Source organism: Nonomuraea sp. CA-143628, assembly GCF_050942315.1.
Classification (GTDB): domain Bacteria; phylum Actinomycetota; class Actinomycetes; order Streptosporangiales; family Streptosporangiaceae; genus Nonomuraea.
This window is the reverse complement of record NZ_CP192072.1, coordinates 12237371-12255759: the sequence shown is the minus strand read 5'-3', so window position 1 is coordinate 12255759 and position 18389 is coordinate 12237371. Positions and strand designations below refer to the sequence as shown.

The following is an 18389-nucleotide window of genomic DNA, read 5'->3' as shown; positions in this document are numbered from 1 at the left end:
ACAGCCCTCGCCGACTTCGGCGGGGGCTGTTGTGTGTTCGGGGCCGCTTGTGTATTCGGGAGTCGCTTTGCGCGGATAGCGGCCTATAGGCGCCCGCGTCGCAGCCCCCGCCCGCCAGACTCCCGGCCACGGGCCGCCCGCCAAACCCCCGGCCACAGCCCCCCGCAGTCACGGACCTCCGCCACACACCCCCCGTGTCACGGGAGCCCGTCACTGCGGGCGCGGTTCCCATGGGCGGTTTCTGCCGCGGCGGGGGCTTTGTGGGCACCTCTGGTGCGGTGTGTGCACCCCTGGGGACGGTCCTTGCGGGCGCGTCCGCGAGTTCGATCTCGTACGGCGAGCGTGGGATCCCAGGTGGCGTGCGACCCGTCTGCGGCCGTACGCGAAAAGAAAGATCAGAGCAGTCCACACGGCAGAAGCCGAGGCAGTGAGCGTGGCGCGCGATCAAGGGACGCGGGTCGGGGAAGACCCTGGGTTTTCCCTGAAAAGTCAGGGGAATACGCCATCACCGGGACACCGACACGTAGGGTTTAAATCATGCTGAAGCGCAGAATTTCCCTCGCTACCGCCGCGGCCGGTGCCGCCCTGGTCGCGGTCGCGGTTGCCGGTTGTGGAACGACCGCGCAGCCAATCCAGGTCAAGCTGGCGGCGTCCGAAGTGCTGACGCAGGCCGCGCAGAAGACCGCGGAGGTCACCAGCTACACCGTTGACGCCGTCGTCAACGTCAAGACCCCTCAGGAGGGGAACGGCAAGGTGCAGGGGCGGATGCTCTACCAGAGCAAGCCGCAGCTGGCCGTCGACCTCACCCTCGACACCCTCGACATGGGCGGTAAGGGTCTGCCCGGTGGAGCGCGAGCCGTGCTCCAGGGCGACGCCGTCTACGTCAAGGTCGAGGCGCTCAAGGAGCTCGTCGGGGCGACGAAGCCGTGGATCAAGGTGCCGCTGACCGATGTCGGCGGTCAGGATCAGGTCAAGACGTACCTCGACCAGATCCAGCAGTTCGACCTGGCGGCCGTCACCAAGATGGTGACCGCGTCGCAGGACATCAAGGCGGCCGGCACCGAGACTGTCGGCGGTGTGGACACCACCCACTACAGCGGGACCTTCCCGGTCGACGCGGCGGTGCAGCAGCTGCCGGCCGACAAGCAGGAAGCCGCCCGTTCGGGTCTGGCCGAGCTCAAGGACATCAAGTTCGACATCTGGGTCGGCAGTGACGGCCTGCCTCGCAAGCTCGCCCTGAACGGTGAGAAGGAAGGCGCCACGCTGGACGCGACCCTGCTGTTCAAGGGGTTCAACGAGGCCGTCAACATCCAGACGCCGCCCGCCGACCAGATCGGTGAGCTGCCGAAGGGCACGACCAACTAACCGGATGCGGCGCTGAACGGCGTCGCCGATGAGAGCGATTTGGAAACTCGGCGGCCAGGACGTACTCTGGTCGTTGCCGAAGACCGCCGGTCGTCGTCAGGTTCCTCAAGACCTGACGACCGAAGGATCCACAGTCTGTGGACGGCCCGCGCAGGTGTGATACGAGTTTCCTACACGGAGTGATCCGTGTGTGAGCCCCGTGTGCGCCCTGCGCCCGGGGCCGTTCTCATTTCTGGGCCTTCACCGGTGGCACATCTGGAAGGAGGCCCATGGCGAGGGCGGATAAGGCGACAGCAGTTGCCGAGCTCAGGAGCGAGTTCGAAGGCAGCGCTGCCGCCGTTCTGACCGAGTACCGCGGTCTCACCGTCGCACAGCTCAAGCAGCTGCGCGTCTCTCTCGGTGAGAATGCGAAGTTCGCCGTGGCGAAGAACACCCTGACTAAGATTGCGGCCAATGAGGCCGGTTTCGCGGGTCTTGGTGACCTGCTCGCCGGTCCGACCGCGATCGCCTTCGTCAACGGCGACGTTGTCGAGGCGGCCAAGGGTCTGCGTGACTTCGCCAAGGCCAATCCCCTTCTGGTGATCAAGGGTGGCGTCCTTGATGGCAAGATGCTGGACGCTACCGAGATCACCAGGCTCGCTGACCTCGAGTCCCGCGAGGTTCTCCTCGCGAAGCTGGCCGGCGCGATGAAGGCGAAGCAGAGTGCTGCTGCCGCCATGTTCGCCGCGCTGCCCACCAACATGGCCCAGCTGGCCGACGCCCTTCGCGCCAAGCGCGAAGAAGCGGGCGAGTAATACGGGGATTGCCGCAAACCCCGCGGTCCCGTTCCTAGTTATCGCAAGATCCATACGGAGGAAACCATCATGGCGAAGCTCAGCACCGACGAGCTGCTCGACGCGTTCAAGGAGATGACCCTCCTCGAGCTTTCCGAGTTCGTGAAGCAGTTCGAGGAAGTGTTCGACGTCAAGGCCGCCGCCCCCGTCGCGGTTGCCGCTGCCCCCACCGCCGGTGGTGGCGAGGCCGCCGCCGTTGAGGAGCAGGACGAGTTCGACGTCATCCTCGAGGCTGCCGGCGACAAGAAGATCCAGGTCATCAAGGAGATCCGCGCCCTGACGTCCCTGGGCCTCAAGGAGGCCAAGGACCTGGTCGACGGCGCTCCCAAGAACGTCTTCGACGGCAAGGTCAACAAGGAGCAGGCGGAGAAGGCCAAGGCTGCCCTCGAGGGCGCCGGCGCTTCCGTCACCGTGAAGTAACACTTTCGAGGCATAACGCTCGAAGAGCATTACCGAATCGCCGGTTCCGGCGTTTCACCCCAGAAGGGGCGGCTGCACCCAGGTGCCGGGTGTGTCGCCCCTTTTGTGTTTTTGCGGGCTTGGCAGTTACCGCCGTACAGAGCTCACGAGATTCTCATGGTCGTCTCATCGCGTGGCGAGAGGCCGTGTTTAGCGTTCGAGTGTGTTCAAGGATGCGCGTGTCAGAGATCGATGGGCGTTGGCCGGGCTGCTCGCCGCCACCGCGGTGCTCTACATATGGGGGCTGAACGCCTCCGGATGGGCGAACGCGTTCTACTCGGCTGCCGTACAAGCGGGCACCCAAAGCTGGAAGGCGTTCTTCTTCGGATCGTCCGACGCGGCCAATGCCATCACCGTGGACAAGACGCCGGCCTCGTTGTGGCCGATGGAGCTCAGCGCCAGGATCTTCGGGCTGAACTCATGGAGCATTCTCGTGCCCCAGGCGCTCATGGGCGTGGCGACCGTGGGGGTGGTCTATGCCGCGGTACACCGCCGGTTCCCCGCGTGGGCCGCGTTGATCGGCGGGGCGGTGATGGCGGTTACGCCGGTGGCGGTGCTGATGTTCCGCTTCAACAATCCGGACGCGCTGCTGGTGCTGCTGCTGACCGTCGCGGGTTACTGCGTGGTGCGGGCCCAGGAGAGGGCGGGGACGCGGTGGCTGGTGCTGGCGGGGGCGTGCATCGGGTTCGCGTTCCTGGCCAAGATGCTGCAGGCGTTCGTGGTGTTGCCGGGGTTCGCGCTCGTCTACCTGATCACGGCTCCGACCACGGTGGGGCGGCGGCTCTGGCAACTCGTGCTGGCGGGCGTGGCCGTGGTGGTGTCGGCCGGATGGTGGCTGGTGGCCGTGGCGCTGGTGCCCGCCGCCGACCGGCCGTACATAGGCGGCTCCCAGACGAACAGCGTCCTGGAGCTCGCGCTCGGCTACAACGGCATCGGGCGGCTGAACGGCGGTGACTACGGAGGGCTCGGCAACCTCAATCAGCAGGCCGGCTGGTGGCGGATGTTCGACACCGAGGCGGGCGGGCAGATCTCGTGGCTGCTTCCGGCGGCGCTGGTGCTTCTGGCGGCCGTGGCCTGGCTGACGCGCTCGGCGCCACGGACCGATCCTGTACGGGCCCAGGTGGCTGTGTGGGGGAGCTGGCTGGTGGTCACCGGGCTGATCTTCAGCCTGATGCAGGGGATCTTCCACGCGTACTACACGGTGGCGCTGGCTCCGGCGATCGCGGTGCTGGTGGGTTCGGGGGTGGCGCTGCTCTGGGAGCGCCGGGCTCACCGGGCGCTCGCGCTGGCTGCGGCTGCGACGGCTGGGTGGGGGTACGTCCTGCTGTCGCGTAGTTCGGAGTGGAATTCCTGGTTGGGGCCGGTTGTGCTCGTCGCTGGGCTGGCGGCGGCCGTGGGGCTGCTGGTCGTCGGCCGTCAGGAGGAGGAGCGGGCGGGTGTGCCAGCCGGGGAGCCTGGGAGCGTGCCGGTCGCGGAACCTACGGGCGTGCCGTTTGCGGCGCGTGGTTGGTGGTCCCGGCGGGTGCCGGGGATTGTCGCCGTCGTGGCGGTCGTGGTGTGCCTGGCGGGGCCGGCCGCGTACGCACTGGACACCGCAACATCCGCGCACACCGGTGCGATTCCTACGGCGGGTCCCTCTACGGGAGGGTTCGGCGGACCTGGGGGGTTCCGGCGCGGCGGCGGCGGTCCTGCGGCCATGGGGCCGGGCGGGTTCGGTGGCTTCGGCGGCCAGCCGGGCGGTACTGGCAACCGACCGGGCGGTACCGGTGGCACTGGGTGGCCTGGCGGTACTGGCGGTCAACCGGGAGGCACTGGTGGCACGGGGGCCGATGGGTTCGCTCGTGGTGGGCGGGGAGGCGGTGGGATGGGCGGGTTGCTGCAGTCCGCTACCCCCAGCGCCGAGCTCACCGCCCTTCTGAAGAGCAACGCCACCGCCTACAGCTGGGTCGCCGCGACTGTCGGCTCGAACAACGCCGCCGGATACCAGCTCGCCACGGGCCGGCCGGTGATGGCGGTGGGCGGCTTCAACGGGACCGACCCCGCGCCGACACTCACCCAGTTCAAGCAGTACGTGGCCGAGGGGAAGATCCACTACTTCATCGGTGGCGGGATGGGCGGTGGAATGCGTGGCGGGGCCAGTACCGGTGGCAGCAGTGATGCGGCCGAGATCGCCGCGTGGGTCCAGGAGACGTACACGGCCGCTACCGTCGGCAACGCCACGGTCTACGACCTCACTGCCACCAAGTGACCATACGGCCTCAGCCCTGGCGGGTCCCTAGGTGGTTCGTCCCACGGCCGTCTCGATCTCTGTGACGGTCCGTGGTGGCTGGGGTCCTTAGGAGAGATACCCCTCCGGGGGAGGGGGAGGGCACGGTCCGTGGTGGTTGGGATCCCCGTGGGGATGTCCCCGGGGGAAGGGGGAGGGCACGGTCCGTGGCGGTTGGGATCCCCGTGGGGATGCCCCCGGGGGGAGGGGGAGGGCACGGTCCGTGGTGCCTGGGATCCCCGTGGGGATGCCCCCCGAGGGGAGGGGGAGGGGACGGTCCGTGGCGGCTGGGATCCCCCATGGGAATGCCCCTCCGGGGGAGCACAGGAAGCCGGTTCGTGGTGGCAGGGGTCCTTGGCCGAGGGACCTCCTCGGAGGAGCGGAAGGGGACGGTTCGTGGTGGCGGGGCCCCATGAGGAGTACCCCTTCCGGGGAGCGGAAGTGAACGGTCCGTGGTGGCTGGGAAACCGTGGGAATGCCCCTTCGGGGCGGAGGAAGGCGGTCCGTGCTAGGCGGCGCGGACGCGGGCGACGGCGCTGGTGTCCATGTAGTCGCGCGCGTGGACGATCAGGCCGTCCCTGACCCGCAGGATCAGCAGACCCGGCACCGTCAGCTCCTGGTCGGCCACCGTGACCACCGTCTGTTGTTCCGCCACGATCACCTCCGGGTCGGTGGTCTGGCGGATGGTCACGTCGCGGATCTCCTTGACCAGAGCTTTCATGGCGCCCCACATCAACGTGTACCCCGCCCGGATCTCCTCCCGGCCCTTGAACGGGGGCAGTCCGCCGAACGGGAACTCGTGCAGGCCGTCCTCGGCATAGAGATCGGCCAGTTCGTCGGCCGACTTGTGGAGCATCGCGGCGTGGTAGGCGGCGACGACATCGGTGGTGGACATGTGGCCTCATTTCGCTCAACAGAGGTTGACTCAACGAGCGTAGAGCGAAATGTGACGAACGGTCAACGCCTGTAGAGTGAGCCACGATTGTCAAAGGGGGGCGGCGTGACCGAACGGGCGGAGCGGCGTCGCAGGACCGAGCGGCGGATCCTGGACGCGGCCAGGCAACTCTTCGCCGACCTGGGGTTCGAGCGCACCACGATCCGCGCGGTGGCCAAGGCGGCCGAGGTCGATCCCGCACTCGTCATGCAGTACTTCGGCAGCAAGCAGGACCTGTTCAGCGCGGCGGTGACCGTGGCCCCGGCGCCGATGGCCCAGGGCGACGCCGACGACTTGGTCGAGCGGCTTCTCGGGAGTCTCGGCCTCAAGATGGGGGAGTTGCCGCAGAGCTCCCTGGCCATGATGCGATCGATGCTCACTCACCCGGAGGCGGCCGCGTCGGCGCGGGCCGTACTGAGTCGGCAGATCCATCAGGTCGGCGAGTCGATCCCCGGCGGCGATGCGCGACTGCGGGCGGCGCTGATGACGACGATCATGCTGGGCGTGACCGTCGGCCACCAACTGCTCGAACTCGACGAGCTGCGCGAAGCATCTCAAGCAGACATCGCGCGGATCCTCCGCCCGGCCCTGAGGGCGATCGCCCACCCCCAGGCCGAATAGCCGCAGTCACGCCGACGTCCTGGCCCGCCTCCAGGACGACCGGCAACGCCCGTTGCTGGACTGCGCGTCTCATAACCGGGCAGTAACAAGTTATTGGAACTGGTTCCAATTCCCTCGTGCGCCGCTACCGTGATGGCAGTCTTGTGGTTGAAGTCACATTACTCTTTGCGCATGGAGGGTGACCCGTGGGCGTCGAAGTCGTGGTCGACGGGCTGACCAAGTCGTTCGGGCGGCAGGTCATCTGGGAGGACGTCTCGCTCACCCTGCCCGCGGGCGAGATCTCGGTCCTGCTCGGGCCCTCCGGCACCGGCAAGTCGGTCTTCCTCAAGACCCTGGTCGGGCTGCTCAGGCCGGACCGCGGCCACATCTGGATCGACGGCTACGACCTGGCCAACTGCAACGAGAGCAAGCTCTACGAGCTGCGCCGGCTGTTCGGCGTGCTGTTCCAGGACGGCGCCCTGTTCGGCTCGCTCAGCCTGTACGACAACATCGCCTTCCCGCTGCGCGAGCACACCAAGAAGAGCGAGTCGCAGATCCGTCAGATCGTGCTGGAGAAGATGGAGCTCGTCGGCCTGCTCGGCGCCGAGACCAAGCTGCCGGGCGAGATCTCCGGCGGCATGCGCAAGCGGGCCGGGCTGGCCAGAGCGCTGGTGCTCGATCCCGAGATCATCCTGTTCGACGAGCCCGACTCGGGTCTCGACCCGGTACGGACCGCCTATCTCAACCAGCTCATCGTCGACCTGAACGCCGAGATCGAGGCGACCTTCCTGATCGTCACACACGACATCAACACCGCCCGTACGGTGCCCGACGACATCGGGCTGCTGTTCCGGCGCGAGCTGATCATGTTCGGGCCACGCGAGATGCTGCTGTCGAGCGACGAGCCGGTGGTCCGGCAGTTCCTCAACGCCAGGAAGCATGGCCCGATCGGCATGTCGGAGGAGAAGGACGTCTCCGAGCTGGAGGCCGAGGCGCAGCTGGGCCACGACCCCGGCTCGCTGCCGCCGATCCCTCCGCAGCTGATGCCGAGCGGCAACGGGCTCCGCCGTACGCAGCGGCCGCCCGGCACCTGGCTGGCGGCCAACGGGGTCATCCCGCCTCAGGGCTCCTTTGTGGACGATCGCGGGCGCAACTGGCTGGAAGAGTACCCACGCCTGATCAACGCCCATCTCAACGGCGTCCGGTAGGTCCCGGTGGGCCGCAGGCGGTCTGGACCGGTTCGCCGTCAGACCGGGTGAGAGCCGTCAGACGGCCCAAGAGCCGCCAACCAGCCAAGCGCGCCAGACCGGGGCGAGCCGCCAGGCGGGCCGAGAAGGGGCTTTCCCGGACCTCGGTGACAGATCGGTGACAGAAGGCCGCCACACCGCGCCACGCCCCCAGCGGGCCTCAGAGGGCCATCTGAAGGGCGTCCGTCAGACGCTCGCTCGCTGGGGAGGGCGGAGACGGCATCGGCGCCCGCCCGGCAAGAGACAAATGCCCGCCCCAGCCAGAGTGGGTCCTATGTCGCCTCTGTTGTTTCCCGGGCTCCAGGAGCGGCCGGCGGGTTACCATCCAGCAACCGAGCCGGGAGGTGAGCAGACGTGGACGAGCCGGTCCGGCCACCCCGCGTCCTGACCGGCGTACTCGTACTCCTGGTGGTGCTGCTCGGCGCCGCCGTGGTGTTCCTTCGCGGGCAGGATCTGGCCGAACAGGCCAGGTCGGACGATCGGCGGGCCGCGCTGGAGGCGGCGGGCGCGCACGCGATCAACCTGGTCTCGCTCGACTACAAGACCGTCGACGCCGACATGGGGCGCATCCTCGCCACCTCAACCGGAGTGGCCCAGGAGGAGTACAAGGCGAGCGCGGCGAAGCTCAAGTCCACCACAGTGGAGAACAAGGTCGTGCAGCACGGCGTGGTCCGGGCCACAGGGCTGGTGTCGATGACGGAGCTGACCGCCAGGGTGCTGGTCGTGGCCGACGTCGAGATCCGCTGGGAGGGCTCCAAGGCCCCCAAGCAGGAACGGTTCTACCGCTGGTCGATGGACGTGACCAAGGCCAAGGGGGTCTGGCTGGTGTCGAGGGCGGTGCAGGTGGTGTGAGGGCGGTCACGATCGCGCTGCTGGTCCTGGTGCTCGGGCTCGGCGCCGCCTCAGGGGTGTTCTGGTACGACGCCCACGCCATCCGCGCGGACGAGGAGGCGGGCCGCCAGGCCATGGCCGCGGCCCGTACGGTGGCGCCGGACCTGCTGTCGTACGACTACCGGACGGTCGAGCAGGACCTGGCCCGGGCGGCCGAGCACACGACGGGCGAGCTCACCGAGCACTACAAGAAGCTGTCGGCCTCCCTGGCCGCCAAGGCCAAGGCGGAGAAGACGGTACGGACGGCGACCGTCGCCGACGCGGGTGTGGAGCGCGCGGAAGGTGATCGAGTAGAGGTTCTGTTGTTCGTGAACACGGGTACGGTCAGGGAGATCCCCGGCAAGGCCGAACCACAGCAACAGGTAAGCCAGGACCGGGCCAGGCTCGTCATGATCCGGCAGGATTCCCGCTGGTTGGTGGCCGAGCTGTCGACCTTGATCGGCACTGCTTGAGTCATCGGGCGCGTCCCCGAGGTCAATTGTTACCAAAAATAAGGTTTAGCGAAGCCCAAGCAGTGGGTACCTCAGTCACAGCTACACCGGTTGTCGGCATGGGTTCGACCCTCGGTGTGACGGAGCGTTAACCGTCCCCGTTCGCGGGTATCGTCTTGGGCCTGACGGTAGGCGTCCGATCACGCAGGGGAGAAAACCCAGCGTCCGGCCCCTAGGTCGGCGGAAAGTCGGGCTTGCGGGCTTGACGTTTCCGCTCGAACGGGCGATGCTGCGACCAACGTGGAGCATGCAGCGAGAGTGAAGTGGACAGGCGTGTGCCGTTCGGCTACACTGCCCCTTTGCGCTGCCCTTTGACGACCCGCTCCGCTTGCTCACGTTGCGAGGTTGTCTGGCGTGCGTGTAGTCAGTCCGCCGCGAGCCCTCGGAAGGACATCTGTTGGCAGCCTCGCGCAACGCCTCCGCCGTACCCGCTGGTCCCCGTCGCGTCTCTTTTTCGCGCATCCAGGAGCCCCTCGAAGTTCCTGACCTTCTCGCTCTGCAGACCGAGTCGTTCGACTGGCTGCTGGGCAACGAGAAATGGAAGGCCCGGGTTGAGGCGGCTCGTCAGGCCGGGCGCAAGGACGTCCCGACCCAGTCGGGCCTCGAAGAGATCTTCGAAGAGATCAGTCCCATCGAGGACTTCTCGGGGACCATGTCCTTGTCGTTCCGCGATCACCGGTTCGAGCCGCCCAAGTACTCCGTAGATGAGTGCAAAGACAAGGACATGACCTTCTCCGCCCCGATGTTCGTCACGGCGGAGTTCATCAATAACACCACTGGTGAGATCAAGTCCCAGACGGTGTTCATGGGTGATTTCCCGCTCATGACGCCGAAGGGCACGTTCATCATCAACGGCACCGAGCGTGTCGTGGTCTCGCAGCTCGTCCGTTCGCCGGGCGTGTACTTCGAACGCAATGTCGACAAGACCTCGGACAAGGACTTGTACGGCTGCAAGGTCATCCCGTCGCGGGGTGCCTGGCTGGAGTTCGAGATCGACAAGCGCGACAGCGTCGGTGTCCGTATCGACCGTAAGCGCAAGCAGGCCGTCACCGTGCTTCTCAAGGCACTGGGCTGGACCAGCGAGGCGATTCTGGAGCGGTTCGGCCAGTACGAGTCGATGCGCGCCACGCTGGAGAAGGACCACACGGCCGGCCAGGACGACGCGCTGCTGGACATCTACCGCAAGCTGCGTCCGGGTGAGCCGCCGACCAAGGAGTCGGCGCAGACCCTGCTGGAGAACCTGTACTTCAACCCCAAGCGTTACGACCTGGCCAAGGTCGGTCGTTACAAGATCAACAAGAAGCTCGGGGTCGGCAGTGAGATCAGCCAGGGGACGCTGACCGAAGAGGACGTCGTCGCCACGATCGAGTACATCGTCCGGCTGCACGCCGGCGAGGAGTCGATGCCGGCCGCCGAGGAGGCGCCGATCGACACCGTGATCGTCGAGGTCGACGACATCGACCACTTCGGCAACCGCCGTCTGCGCAGCGTCGGCGAGCTCATCCAGAACCAGGTCCGCCTGGGCCTGGCCCGTATGGAGCGCGTCGTGCGCGAGCGGATGACCACGCAGGACGTCGAGGCGATCACGCCGCAGACCCTGATCAACATCCGCCCGGTCGTGGCGTCGATCAAGGAGTTCTTCGGCACCTCGCAGCTGTCGCAGTTCATGGACCAGACCAACCCGCTGGCCGGCTTGACGCACAAGAGGCGTCTGTCCGCGCTGGGTCCTGGTGGTCTGTCGCGTGAGCGGGCCGGCTTCGAGGTGCGTGACGTGCACCCGTCGCACTACGGCCGGATGTGCCCGATCGAGACGCCGGAAGGCCCCAACATCGGCCTGATCGGTTCGCTGGCCTCCTACGGCCGGATCAACGCCTTCGGTTTCGTCGAGACGCCTTATCGCAAGGTCGTCGACGGCAAGGTGACCGAGCAGATCGACTACCTGACCGCCGATGAAGAAGACCGTTTCGTCAAGGCGCAGGCCAACACGGTCCTCAACGCCGACGGCTCCTTCGCCGAGGCGCGGGTCCTGGTCCGCACCAAGGGTGGCGAGACCGAGCTGGCGCGGGCCGACGAGGTCGACTACATCGACGTGTCGCCGCGCCAGATGGTGTCGGTCGCCACCGCGATGATCCCGTTCCTGGAGCACGACGACGCCAACCGCGCGCTCATGGGCTCCAACATGCAGAGGCAGTCCGTGCCGCTGCTCAAGAGTGAAGCGCCGCTGGTCGGCACCGGCATGGAATACCGTGCCGCGACCGACGCGGGCGACGTCATCAGCGCCGAGAAGGCGGGTGTGGTCGAGGAGGTCTCGGCCGACTACGTCACCGTGATGAACGACGACGGCACCCGTACGACTTACCGTGTCGCCAAGTTCAAGCGTTCCAACCAGGGCACTTCGTTCAACCAGAAGCCCATCGTCGCCGAGGGCGACCGGGTCGAGGTCAACCAGGTCATCGCCGACGGGCCCTGCACCGACAGCGGTGAGATGGCTCTGGGCAAGAACCTGCTGGTGGCGTTCATGCCGTGGGAGGGTCATAACTACGAAGACGCGATCATCCTGTCCCAGCGGCTGGTCCAGGACGACGTCCTGTCCTCGATTCACATCGAGGAGCACGAGGTCGACGCCCGCGACACCAAGCTGGGCCCGGAAGAGATCACCCGGGACATCCCGAACGTCTCCGAAGAGGTCCTGGCCGACCTCGACGAGCGCGGCATCATCCGCATCGGCGCCGAGGTCGTACCCGGCGACATCCTGGTCGGCAAGGTCACCCCGAAGGGCGAGACCGAGCTGACCCCGGAAGAGCGGCTGCTGCGCGCGATCTTCGGTGAGAAGGCCCGCGAAGTCCGCGACACCTCGCTGAAGGTGCCGCACGGCGAGCAGGGCAAGGTCATCGGCGTTCGTGTCTTCTCCCGCGAGGAGGGCGACGAGCTGCCGCCCGGTGTCAACGAGCTGGTCCGCGTCTACGTGGCCCAGAAGCGGAAGATCACCGATGGCGACAAGCTGGCCGGCCGGCACGGCAACAAGGGCGTCATCTCCAAGATCCTGCCGGTCGAGGACATGCCGTTCCTGGAGGACGGCACCCCGGTCGACATCATCCTCAACCCGCTGGGCGTGCCCGGCCGGATGAACGTCGGCCAGGTGCTGGAGACCCACCTGGGCTGGATCGCCGCCCGCGGCTGGGACATCTCCGGCGTCCAGGAGGCCTGGGCCGAACGACTGCGTGACAAGGGCTTCGACAAGGTCGCCCCGCGCACCAACATGGCCACCCCGGTCTTCGACGGCGCCCACGAAGAAGAAATCGTCGGGCTGCTCGACAACACCATCGCCAACCGCGACGGGGACCGCATGGTCCAGCAGAGCGGTAAGGCCAAGCTGTTCGACGGCCGCTCCGGCGAGCCGTTCCCGTACCCGATCTCGGTCGGCTACATCTACATCCTCAAGCTGCTCCACCTGGTCGACGACAAGATCCACGCACGTTCGACCGGCCCCTACTCCATGATCACCCAGCAGCCGCTCGGCGGTAAGGCCCAGTTCGGTGGCCAGCGCTTCGGTGAGATGGAGGTGTGGGCTCTGGAGGCCTACGGTGCCGCCTATGCCCTCCAGGAGCTGCTGACGATCAAGTCCGACGACGTCCTGGGCCGCGTGAAGGTCTACGAGGCGATCGTCAAGGGCGAGAACATCCCCGAGCCGGGAATCCCCGAGTCCTTCAAGGTCCTCATCAAGGAAATGCAGTCGCTGTGCCTGAACGTCGAGGTGCTCTCCAGCGACGGCATGTCCATCGAGATGCGCGACACCGACGAGGACGTCTTCCGCGCCGCGGAAGAGCTCGGCATCGATCTGTCCCGGCGTGAGCCGAGCAGCGTGGAAGAAGTCTGAGGGGGAGATCGCACAAAATGCTAGACGTCAACTTCTTCGACGAGCTCAGGATCGGCCTCGCGACGGCCGACGACATCCGTCAGTGGTCGCACGGCGAGGTGAAGAAGCCAGAGACCATCAACTACCGCACCCTCAAGCCGGAAAAGGACGGGCTCTTCTGCGAGAAGATCTTCGGTCCGACCCGCGACTGGGAGTGCTACTGCGGCAAGTACAAGCGCGTCCGGTTCAAGGGCATCATCTGTGAGCGCTGTGGCGTCGAGGTGACTCGCGCCAAGGTGCGTCGTGAGCGGATGGGCCACATCGAGCTGGCCGCGCCCGTCACGCACATCTGGTACTTCAAGGGCGTCCCGTCGCGCCTTGGCTACCTGCTCGACCTCGCCCCGAAGGACCTGGAGAAGGTCATCTACTTCGCGGCGTACATGATCACGCATGTCGACACCGAGATGCGTGAGCGTGACCTGCCCTCGCTGGAGGCGAAGATCTCCGTCGAGCGGCAGCACATCGAGCAGCGCCGTGACGCCGACGTCGAGGCCAGGCAGAAGAAGCTCGAAGGCGACCTGGGCGAGCTTGAGGCCGCGGGCGCCAAGGGCGACCAGCGCCGCAAGGTTCGTGAGGGCGCCGAGCGCGAGATGCGTCAGCTTCGCGACCGGGCCCAGCGCGAGCTGGACCGGCTCGACGAGGTCTGGAGCCGCTTCAAGAACCTCAAGGTCCAGGACCTTGAGGGCGACGAGCTGCTCTACCGCGAGATGCGCGACCGCTTCGGCCGTTACTTCAAGGGCGGCATGGGCGCGCAGGCGATCCAGGACCGCCTGATCAGCTTCGACCTCGACGTCGAGTCTGAGAACCTGCGCGAGACGATCCGCAGTGGCAAGGGCCAGAAGAAGGCCCGTGCGCTCAAGCGGCTCAAGGTCGTGTCGGCGTTCCTCAACACCACCAACTCGCCGCGCGGCATGGTGCTCGACTGCATCCCGGTCATCCCGCCGGACCTGCGCCCGATGGTGCAGCTCGACGGTGGCCGGTTCGCGACCTCCGACCTGAACGACCTCTACCGCCGGGTCATCAACCGGAACAACCGCCTCAAGCGTCTGCTCGACCTCGGCGCCCCCGAGATCATCGTGAACAACGAGAAGCGGATGCTCCAGGAGGCCGTCGACGCGCTGTTCGACAACGGCCGTCGCGGTCGCCCGGTCACCGGTCCCGGCAACCGTCCGCTCAAGTCCCTCAGCGACATGCTGAAGGGCAAGCAGGGCCGCTTCCGCCAGAACCTGCTGGGCAAGCGAGTCGACTACTCCGGCCGTTCGGTCATCGTCGTCGGCCCGCAGCTCAAGCTGCACCAGTGCGGTCTGCCCAAGCAGATGGCGCTGGAGCTGTTCAAGCCGTTCGTGATGAAGAGGCTGGTCGATCTCAACCACGCCCAGAACATCAAGTCGGCCAAGCGGATGGTCGAGCGGGCGCGTCCGGTCGTGTGGGACGTGCTCGAAGAGGTCATCACCGAGCACCCCGTGCTGCTCAACCGCGCTCCGACGCTCCACCGCCTGGGCATCCAGGCGTTCGAGCCGCAGCTGGTCGAGGGCAAGGCCATCCAGATCCACCCACTCGTCTGCACCGCGTTCAACGCGGACTTCGACGGCGACCAGATGGCCGTGCACCTGCCGCTGTCGGCTGAGGCCCAGGCCGAGGCACGCATCCTGATGCTCTCGACCAACAACATCCTCAAGCCGGCCGACGGCAAGCCCGTGACGATGCCCACCCAGGACATGGTCATCGGCCTCTACTGGCTGACCACTCACAAGGACGGCGCCAACGGTGAGGGCCGGGTCTTCGGCTCGATCGCCGAGGCCCAGATGGCCTTCGACCGCCACGAGCTGGAAATTCAGGCGAAGATCCAGATCAGGCTCAAGGACGTCCTGCCGCCCCGTGAGTGGGTCGCGCCGGAGGGCTGGGAGCAGGGCGACCCGATCCGCCTGGAGACGACGTTCGGCCGGTGCCTGTTCAACCAGACGCTCCCGGCGAGCTACCCGTTCGTCAACTTCCAGGTCGGCAAGAAGCAGCTGTCCACGATCGTGAACGAGCTGGCCGAGACCTACCCCAAGGTCGACGTGGCCAACTCGCTCGACGCGCTCAAGGACGCCGGCTTCCGCTGGGCGACCCGTTCCGGCGTCACGATCTCGATCGACGACGTCGTCGCGCCGCCGAACAAGGCCGACATCATGGAGAACTACGAGCGCCGGGCCGACAAGGTCCAGCGCGAGTACGAGCGCGGCCTGATCACCGACGAGGAGCGCCGTCAGGAGCTCATCGAGATCTGGACGCACGCCACGGCCGACGTCGAGACCGACATGGTCAACGCCTTCCCGGCGACCAACCCGGTCTGGATGATGGTCAACTCCGGTGCCCGAGGCAACAAGATGCAGGTGCGTCAGATCGCCGGCATCCGTGGCCTGGTGTCCAACACCAAGGGTGAGACGATCCCGCGTCCGATCAAGGCCTCGTTCCGCGAGGGTCTGTCGGTGCTGGAGTACTTCATCTCCACCCACGGACAGCGGAAGGGTCTGGCCGACACCGCCCTGCGTACCGCCGACTCGGGTTACCTGACCCGTCGTCTGGTGGACGTCGCGCAGGACGTCATCGTGCGTGAGATCGACTGCGGCACCGACCGCGCGGTCCCGCTGCACGTCGGCGAGCGGGACTCCTCGGGCAACCTGGTCAAGGCGGAGAACGCCGAGTCCAACGTGCACGGCCGCATCCTGGCCGAGGACGTCGAGGTCGACGGCAAGGTCGTCGTGGCGGCGGGTGTCGACATCAACGACATCCATGTCACCGCGCTGGTCGAGGCCGGCATCGAGACCGTCCGCACGCGCAGCGCGCTCGTCTGCGAGGCCAAGATCGGCGTCTGCGCGACCTGCTACGGCCGCTCGCTGGCGACCGGCAAGCTCGTCGACGTCGGCGAGGCGGTCGGCATCATCGCCGCCCAGTCGATCGGTGAGCCGGGCACGCAGCTGACGATGCGTACCTTCCACACCGGTGGTGTGGCGGGCGCGGACATCACCCACGGTCTGCCACGTGTCCAGGAGCTCTTCGAGGCGCGCATCCCCAAGGGTGTCGCCCCGATCTCCGAGGCCGAGGGCAGGGTCCGCATCGACGAGACCGACAAGTCCCGCAAGCTCGTCATCACTCCGGACGACGGCTCGGAGGAGATCGCCTACCCGGTCTCGATGCGTTCGCGCCTGCAGGTCTCCGACGGCCAGCGTGTGACGGTCGGCCAGCAGCTGGTCGCCGGTGCGGTCAACCCCAACGAGGTGCTGCGCATCCTCGGCCCGCGGGCCGTGCAGCTGCACCTGGTGGCGGAGGTCCAGCAGGTCTACCGCTCGCAGGGTGTGTCGATCCACGACAAGCACATCGAGATCATCGTGCGGCAGATGCTCAAGCGCGTGAACGTGCTGGAGTCCGGCGAGACCGACCTGCTGCCCGGTGAGCTCGTCGAGCGTCCGCGCTTCGAGCAGATGAACCGCGAGACGGTGGCGGAGGGTGGCGCTCCGGCCGCCGGCCGTCCGGTGCTCATGGGCATCACGAAGGCGTCGCTCGCCACCGAGTCGTGGCTGTCGGCGGCCTCCTTCCAGGAGACGACCAGGGTCTTGACGGACGCGGCGATCCACGCCAAGTCCGACTCGCTCCTGGGCCTGAAGGAGAACGTCATCATCGGTAAGCTCATCCCGGCCGGTACGGGCATGCCCCAGTACCGCAACATCCGGGTCGAGCCGACCGAAGAGGCCAAGGCGGCCATGTACACCGTTGGTGGATACGACGGTTCCGCGGCCGACTACACCTTCGGCACCGGTAGCGGCGAGGCCGTTCCGCTGGAGGAGTACGACTTCGGCCAGTACAACCGCTAGTCGCTCTTTGAAGCACCGCGCCCGGGTCTTGCTGATCCGGACGCGGTGCTTTTGTTTTGTTGTTACGGCAAGCCCGGTGGGCCCCACCCGCCATACAGGGCTGGGCTCCCTCCAGGGGCACGCTCCTCCGGTTTACGGGGCTGGGCGCCGCTACGTGCGCGCTCTGGGCCGCCTGGGTGGTCGGAGGGTAGCCGGGGCTACCTCGCTGGGGTTGATGCCCGGTATGTCCATCCAGCGCCCGCAAGGCCGTGTGGTCTGCCGCGCGAGTCATCCTGGTGAAGCGCGACCAAATACTCCGCGGGCCGGTTACAATAGGCGCGGAGCAGTAGCCGGGCATGCATCGAAGAGGCCCAGCGACCAGCAGTAGTGACAGAAGCGAGTCCGCTTTGTCGCGCTGCTTTGACGTGTCGCGTGGGCCTGGGTAGTCTAGAGCATCGTGCCCGTCGTTAGCGGGCTCTCGGCTGTGCGCTCATATATCGGAGCGCCGGACGGTTTCCTGGCTCGAAGTCCCCTCGGATGTGTCTGTGCGAAGTGCGCGACACGCCCGAGCGCGGGGGCGCCGAGACGGGGAAAACCAGCAGGTCATGACACCGGCAGAACCTGCGAATGAACAACAGACGTATTACCGGCCAAGGCACGAAACGGAGTGGCAGTGCCCACTATTCAGCAGTTGGTCCGCAAGGGCCGGCAGGACAAGGTCGCCAAGACCAAGACTCCTGCCCTTAGGGCGAATCCGCAGCGGCGAGGTGTATGCCAGCGCGTTTACACCACGACCCCGAAGAAGCCCAACTCGGCACTGCGCAAGGTGGCCCGTGTGCGGCTCACCAACGGCATCGAGGTCACGGCGTACATCCCGGGTGTGGGCCACAACCTGCAGGAGCACTCCATCGTGCTCGTGCGCGGCGGTCGTGTGAAGGACCTGCCGGGTGTCCGCTACAAGATCATTCGCGGTTCGCTGGACACCCAGGGTGTCCGCAACCGCAAGCAGGCTCGCAGCAAGTACGGCGCGAAGAGGGAGAAGAGCTAACTATGCCTCGCAAGGGTTCTCCCGGCCGTCGTCAGCTCATGTCTGACCCGGTTTACAGCTCGCCCCTGGTCACCGCTCTGATCAACAAGGTGCTCCTGGACGGCAAGCGTTCCATCGCGCAGTCGATCGTGTACGGCGCCCTTGAGGGCTGCAGGGACAAGACGGGCAACGACCCGGTCGTCACCCTGAAGCGCGCGCTTGACAACGTCAAGCCGACCCTCGAGGTCCGCAGCCGTCGCGTTGGTGGCGCGACCTACCAGGTGCCGGTCGAGGTGCGCGCCGCGCGCAGCACGACCCTGGCCCTGCGCTGGCTGGTGCAGTACTCCCGCGCCCGCCGCGAGAAGACCATGACCGAGCGCCTCATGAACGAGCTCCTCGACGCCAGCAACGGCCTCGGGGCGAGCGTCAAGAAGCGCGAGGACACCCACAAGATGGCCGAGTCCAACAAGGCCTTCGCCCACTACCGCTGGTAACCCCGGCGGGTTCGACGAGACGACGAGGACGCG

At 66.9% G+C, this 18389-nt stretch carries 13 protein-coding genes; 12 read left to right on the top strand and 1 reads right to left on the bottom strand.

Annotated features, from left to right (window positions below; genetic code table 11):
• Nucleotides 1-537: 537 nt before the first annotated feature.
• From ACQP2T_RS55365 to ACQP2T_RS55350, 4 genes are all read left to right on the top strand, one after another.
• Nucleotides 538-1365 carry an LppX_LprAFG lipoprotein gene (locus tag ACQP2T_RS55365; protein ID WP_433512766.1) on the top strand — a complete coding sequence of 276 codons (828 nt, stop codon included), beginning with the start codon at nt 538-540 and terminating at the stop codon, nt 1363-1365.
• 269 nt (nt 1366-1634) lie between these two features.
• Nucleotides 1635-2159: a 50S ribosomal protein L10 gene (gene rplJ / locus ACQP2T_RS55360; protein ID WP_433512765.1), complete on the top strand. Its 525-nt coding sequence runs from the start codon at nt 1635-1637 to the stop codon at nt 2157-2159.
• A gap of 69 nt (nt 2160-2228) precedes the next feature.
• A complete protein-coding gene (gene rplL, locus ACQP2T_RS55355) occupies nt 2229-2618 on the top strand; it encodes a 50S ribosomal protein L7/L12 (RefSeq protein WP_433512764.1) in 390 nt (129 codons plus the stop codon).
• Nucleotides 2619-2820: 202 nt separating this feature from the next.
• Nucleotides 2821-4905: an ArnT family glycosyltransferase gene (locus ACQP2T_RS55350; protein WP_433512763.1), complete on the top strand. Its 2085-nt coding sequence runs from the start codon at nt 2821-2823 to the stop codon at nt 4903-4905.
• Nucleotides 4906-5431: 526 nt separating this feature from the next.
• Here the strand turns inward: ACQP2T_RS55350 and ACQP2T_RS55345 are convergent.
• A complete protein-coding gene (locus ACQP2T_RS55345; RefSeq protein ID WP_433512762.1) occupies nt 5432-5818 on the bottom strand; it encodes a nuclear transport factor 2 family protein in 387 nt (128 codons plus the stop codon).
• 105 nt (nt 5819-5923) lie between these two features.
• Here ACQP2T_RS55345 and ACQP2T_RS55340 point away from each other — a divergent pair, with 105 nt between their 5' ends.
• From ACQP2T_RS55340 to rpsG, 8 genes are all read left to right on the top strand, one after another.
• A complete protein-coding gene (locus ACQP2T_RS55340; RefSeq protein ID WP_433512761.1) occupies nt 5924-6478 on the top strand; it encodes a TetR family transcriptional regulator in 555 nt (184 codons plus the stop codon).
• A 185-nt stretch (nt 6479-6663) separates the two neighbouring features.
• Nucleotides 6664-7665, top strand: a complete 1002-nt coding sequence (locus ACQP2T_RS55335) for an ABC transporter ATP-binding protein (RefSeq protein WP_225293987.1) — start codon at nt 6664-6666, stop codon at nt 7663-7665.
• Nucleotides 7666-8058: 393 nt separating this feature from the next.
• Entirely contained in the window at nt 8059-8556 is a 498-nt protein-coding gene (locus tag ACQP2T_RS55330; RefSeq protein WP_433512760.1) for a hypothetical protein, read from the top strand.
• Entirely contained in the window at nt 8553-9047 is a 495-nt protein-coding gene (locus tag ACQP2T_RS55325) for a hypothetical protein (RefSeq protein ID WP_433512759.1), read from the top strand. Before ACQP2T_RS55330 ends, ACQP2T_RS55325 begins: the two co-directional genes overlap by 4 nt.
• Before the next feature lie 436 nt (nt 9048-9483).
• A complete protein-coding gene (gene rpoB / locus ACQP2T_RS55320; protein ID WP_433512758.1) occupies nt 9484-12963 on the top strand; it encodes a DNA-directed RNA polymerase subunit beta in 3480 nt (1159 codons plus the stop codon).
• 17 nt (nt 12964-12980) lie between these two features.
• The gene (locus ACQP2T_RS55315) at nt 12981-16856 is read left to right on the top strand and encodes a DNA-directed RNA polymerase subunit beta' (protein WP_433512757.1); all 3876 of its coding nucleotides are present in this window, start codon (nt 12981-12983) and stop codon (nt 16854-16856) included.
• Between the two features lie 652 nt (nt 16857-17508).
• A complete protein-coding gene (gene rpsL / locus ACQP2T_RS55310; protein ID WP_214633169.1) occupies nt 17509-17883 on the top strand; it encodes a 30S ribosomal protein S12 in 375 nt (124 codons plus the stop codon).
• Between the two features lie 2 nt (nt 17884-17885).
• Nucleotides 17886-18356, top strand: a complete 471-nt coding sequence (rpsG, locus tag ACQP2T_RS55305; RefSeq protein WP_138670613.1) for a 30S ribosomal protein S7 — start codon at nt 17886-17888, stop codon at nt 18354-18356.
• The last annotated feature ends 33 nt before the right edge of the window (nt 18357-18389 follow it).

Coding starts and splice junctions, on each gene's coding strand:
- ACQP2T_RS55365 (WP_433512766.1), top strand. CDS start 538: ATGCTGAAGCGCAGAATTTCCCTCGCTACCGCCGCGGCCGGTGCCGCC.
- rplJ (WP_433512765.1), top strand. CDS start 1,635: ATGGCGAGGGCGGATAAGGCGACAGCAGTTGCCGAGCTCAGGAGCGAG.
- rplL (WP_433512764.1), top strand. CDS start 2,229: ATGGCGAAGCTCAGCACCGACGAGCTGCTCGACGCGTTCAAGGAGATG.
- ACQP2T_RS55345 (WP_433512762.1), bottom strand. CDS start 5,818: ATGTCCACCACCGATGTCGTCGCCGCCTACCACGCCGCGATGCTCCAC.
- ACQP2T_RS55315 (WP_433512757.1), top strand. CDS start 12,981: ATGCTAGACGTCAACTTCTTCGACGAGCTCAGGATCGGCCTCGCGACG.
- rpsG (WP_138670613.1), top strand. CDS start 17,886: ATGCCTCGCAAGGGTTCTCCCGGCCGTCGTCAGCTCATGTCTGACCCG.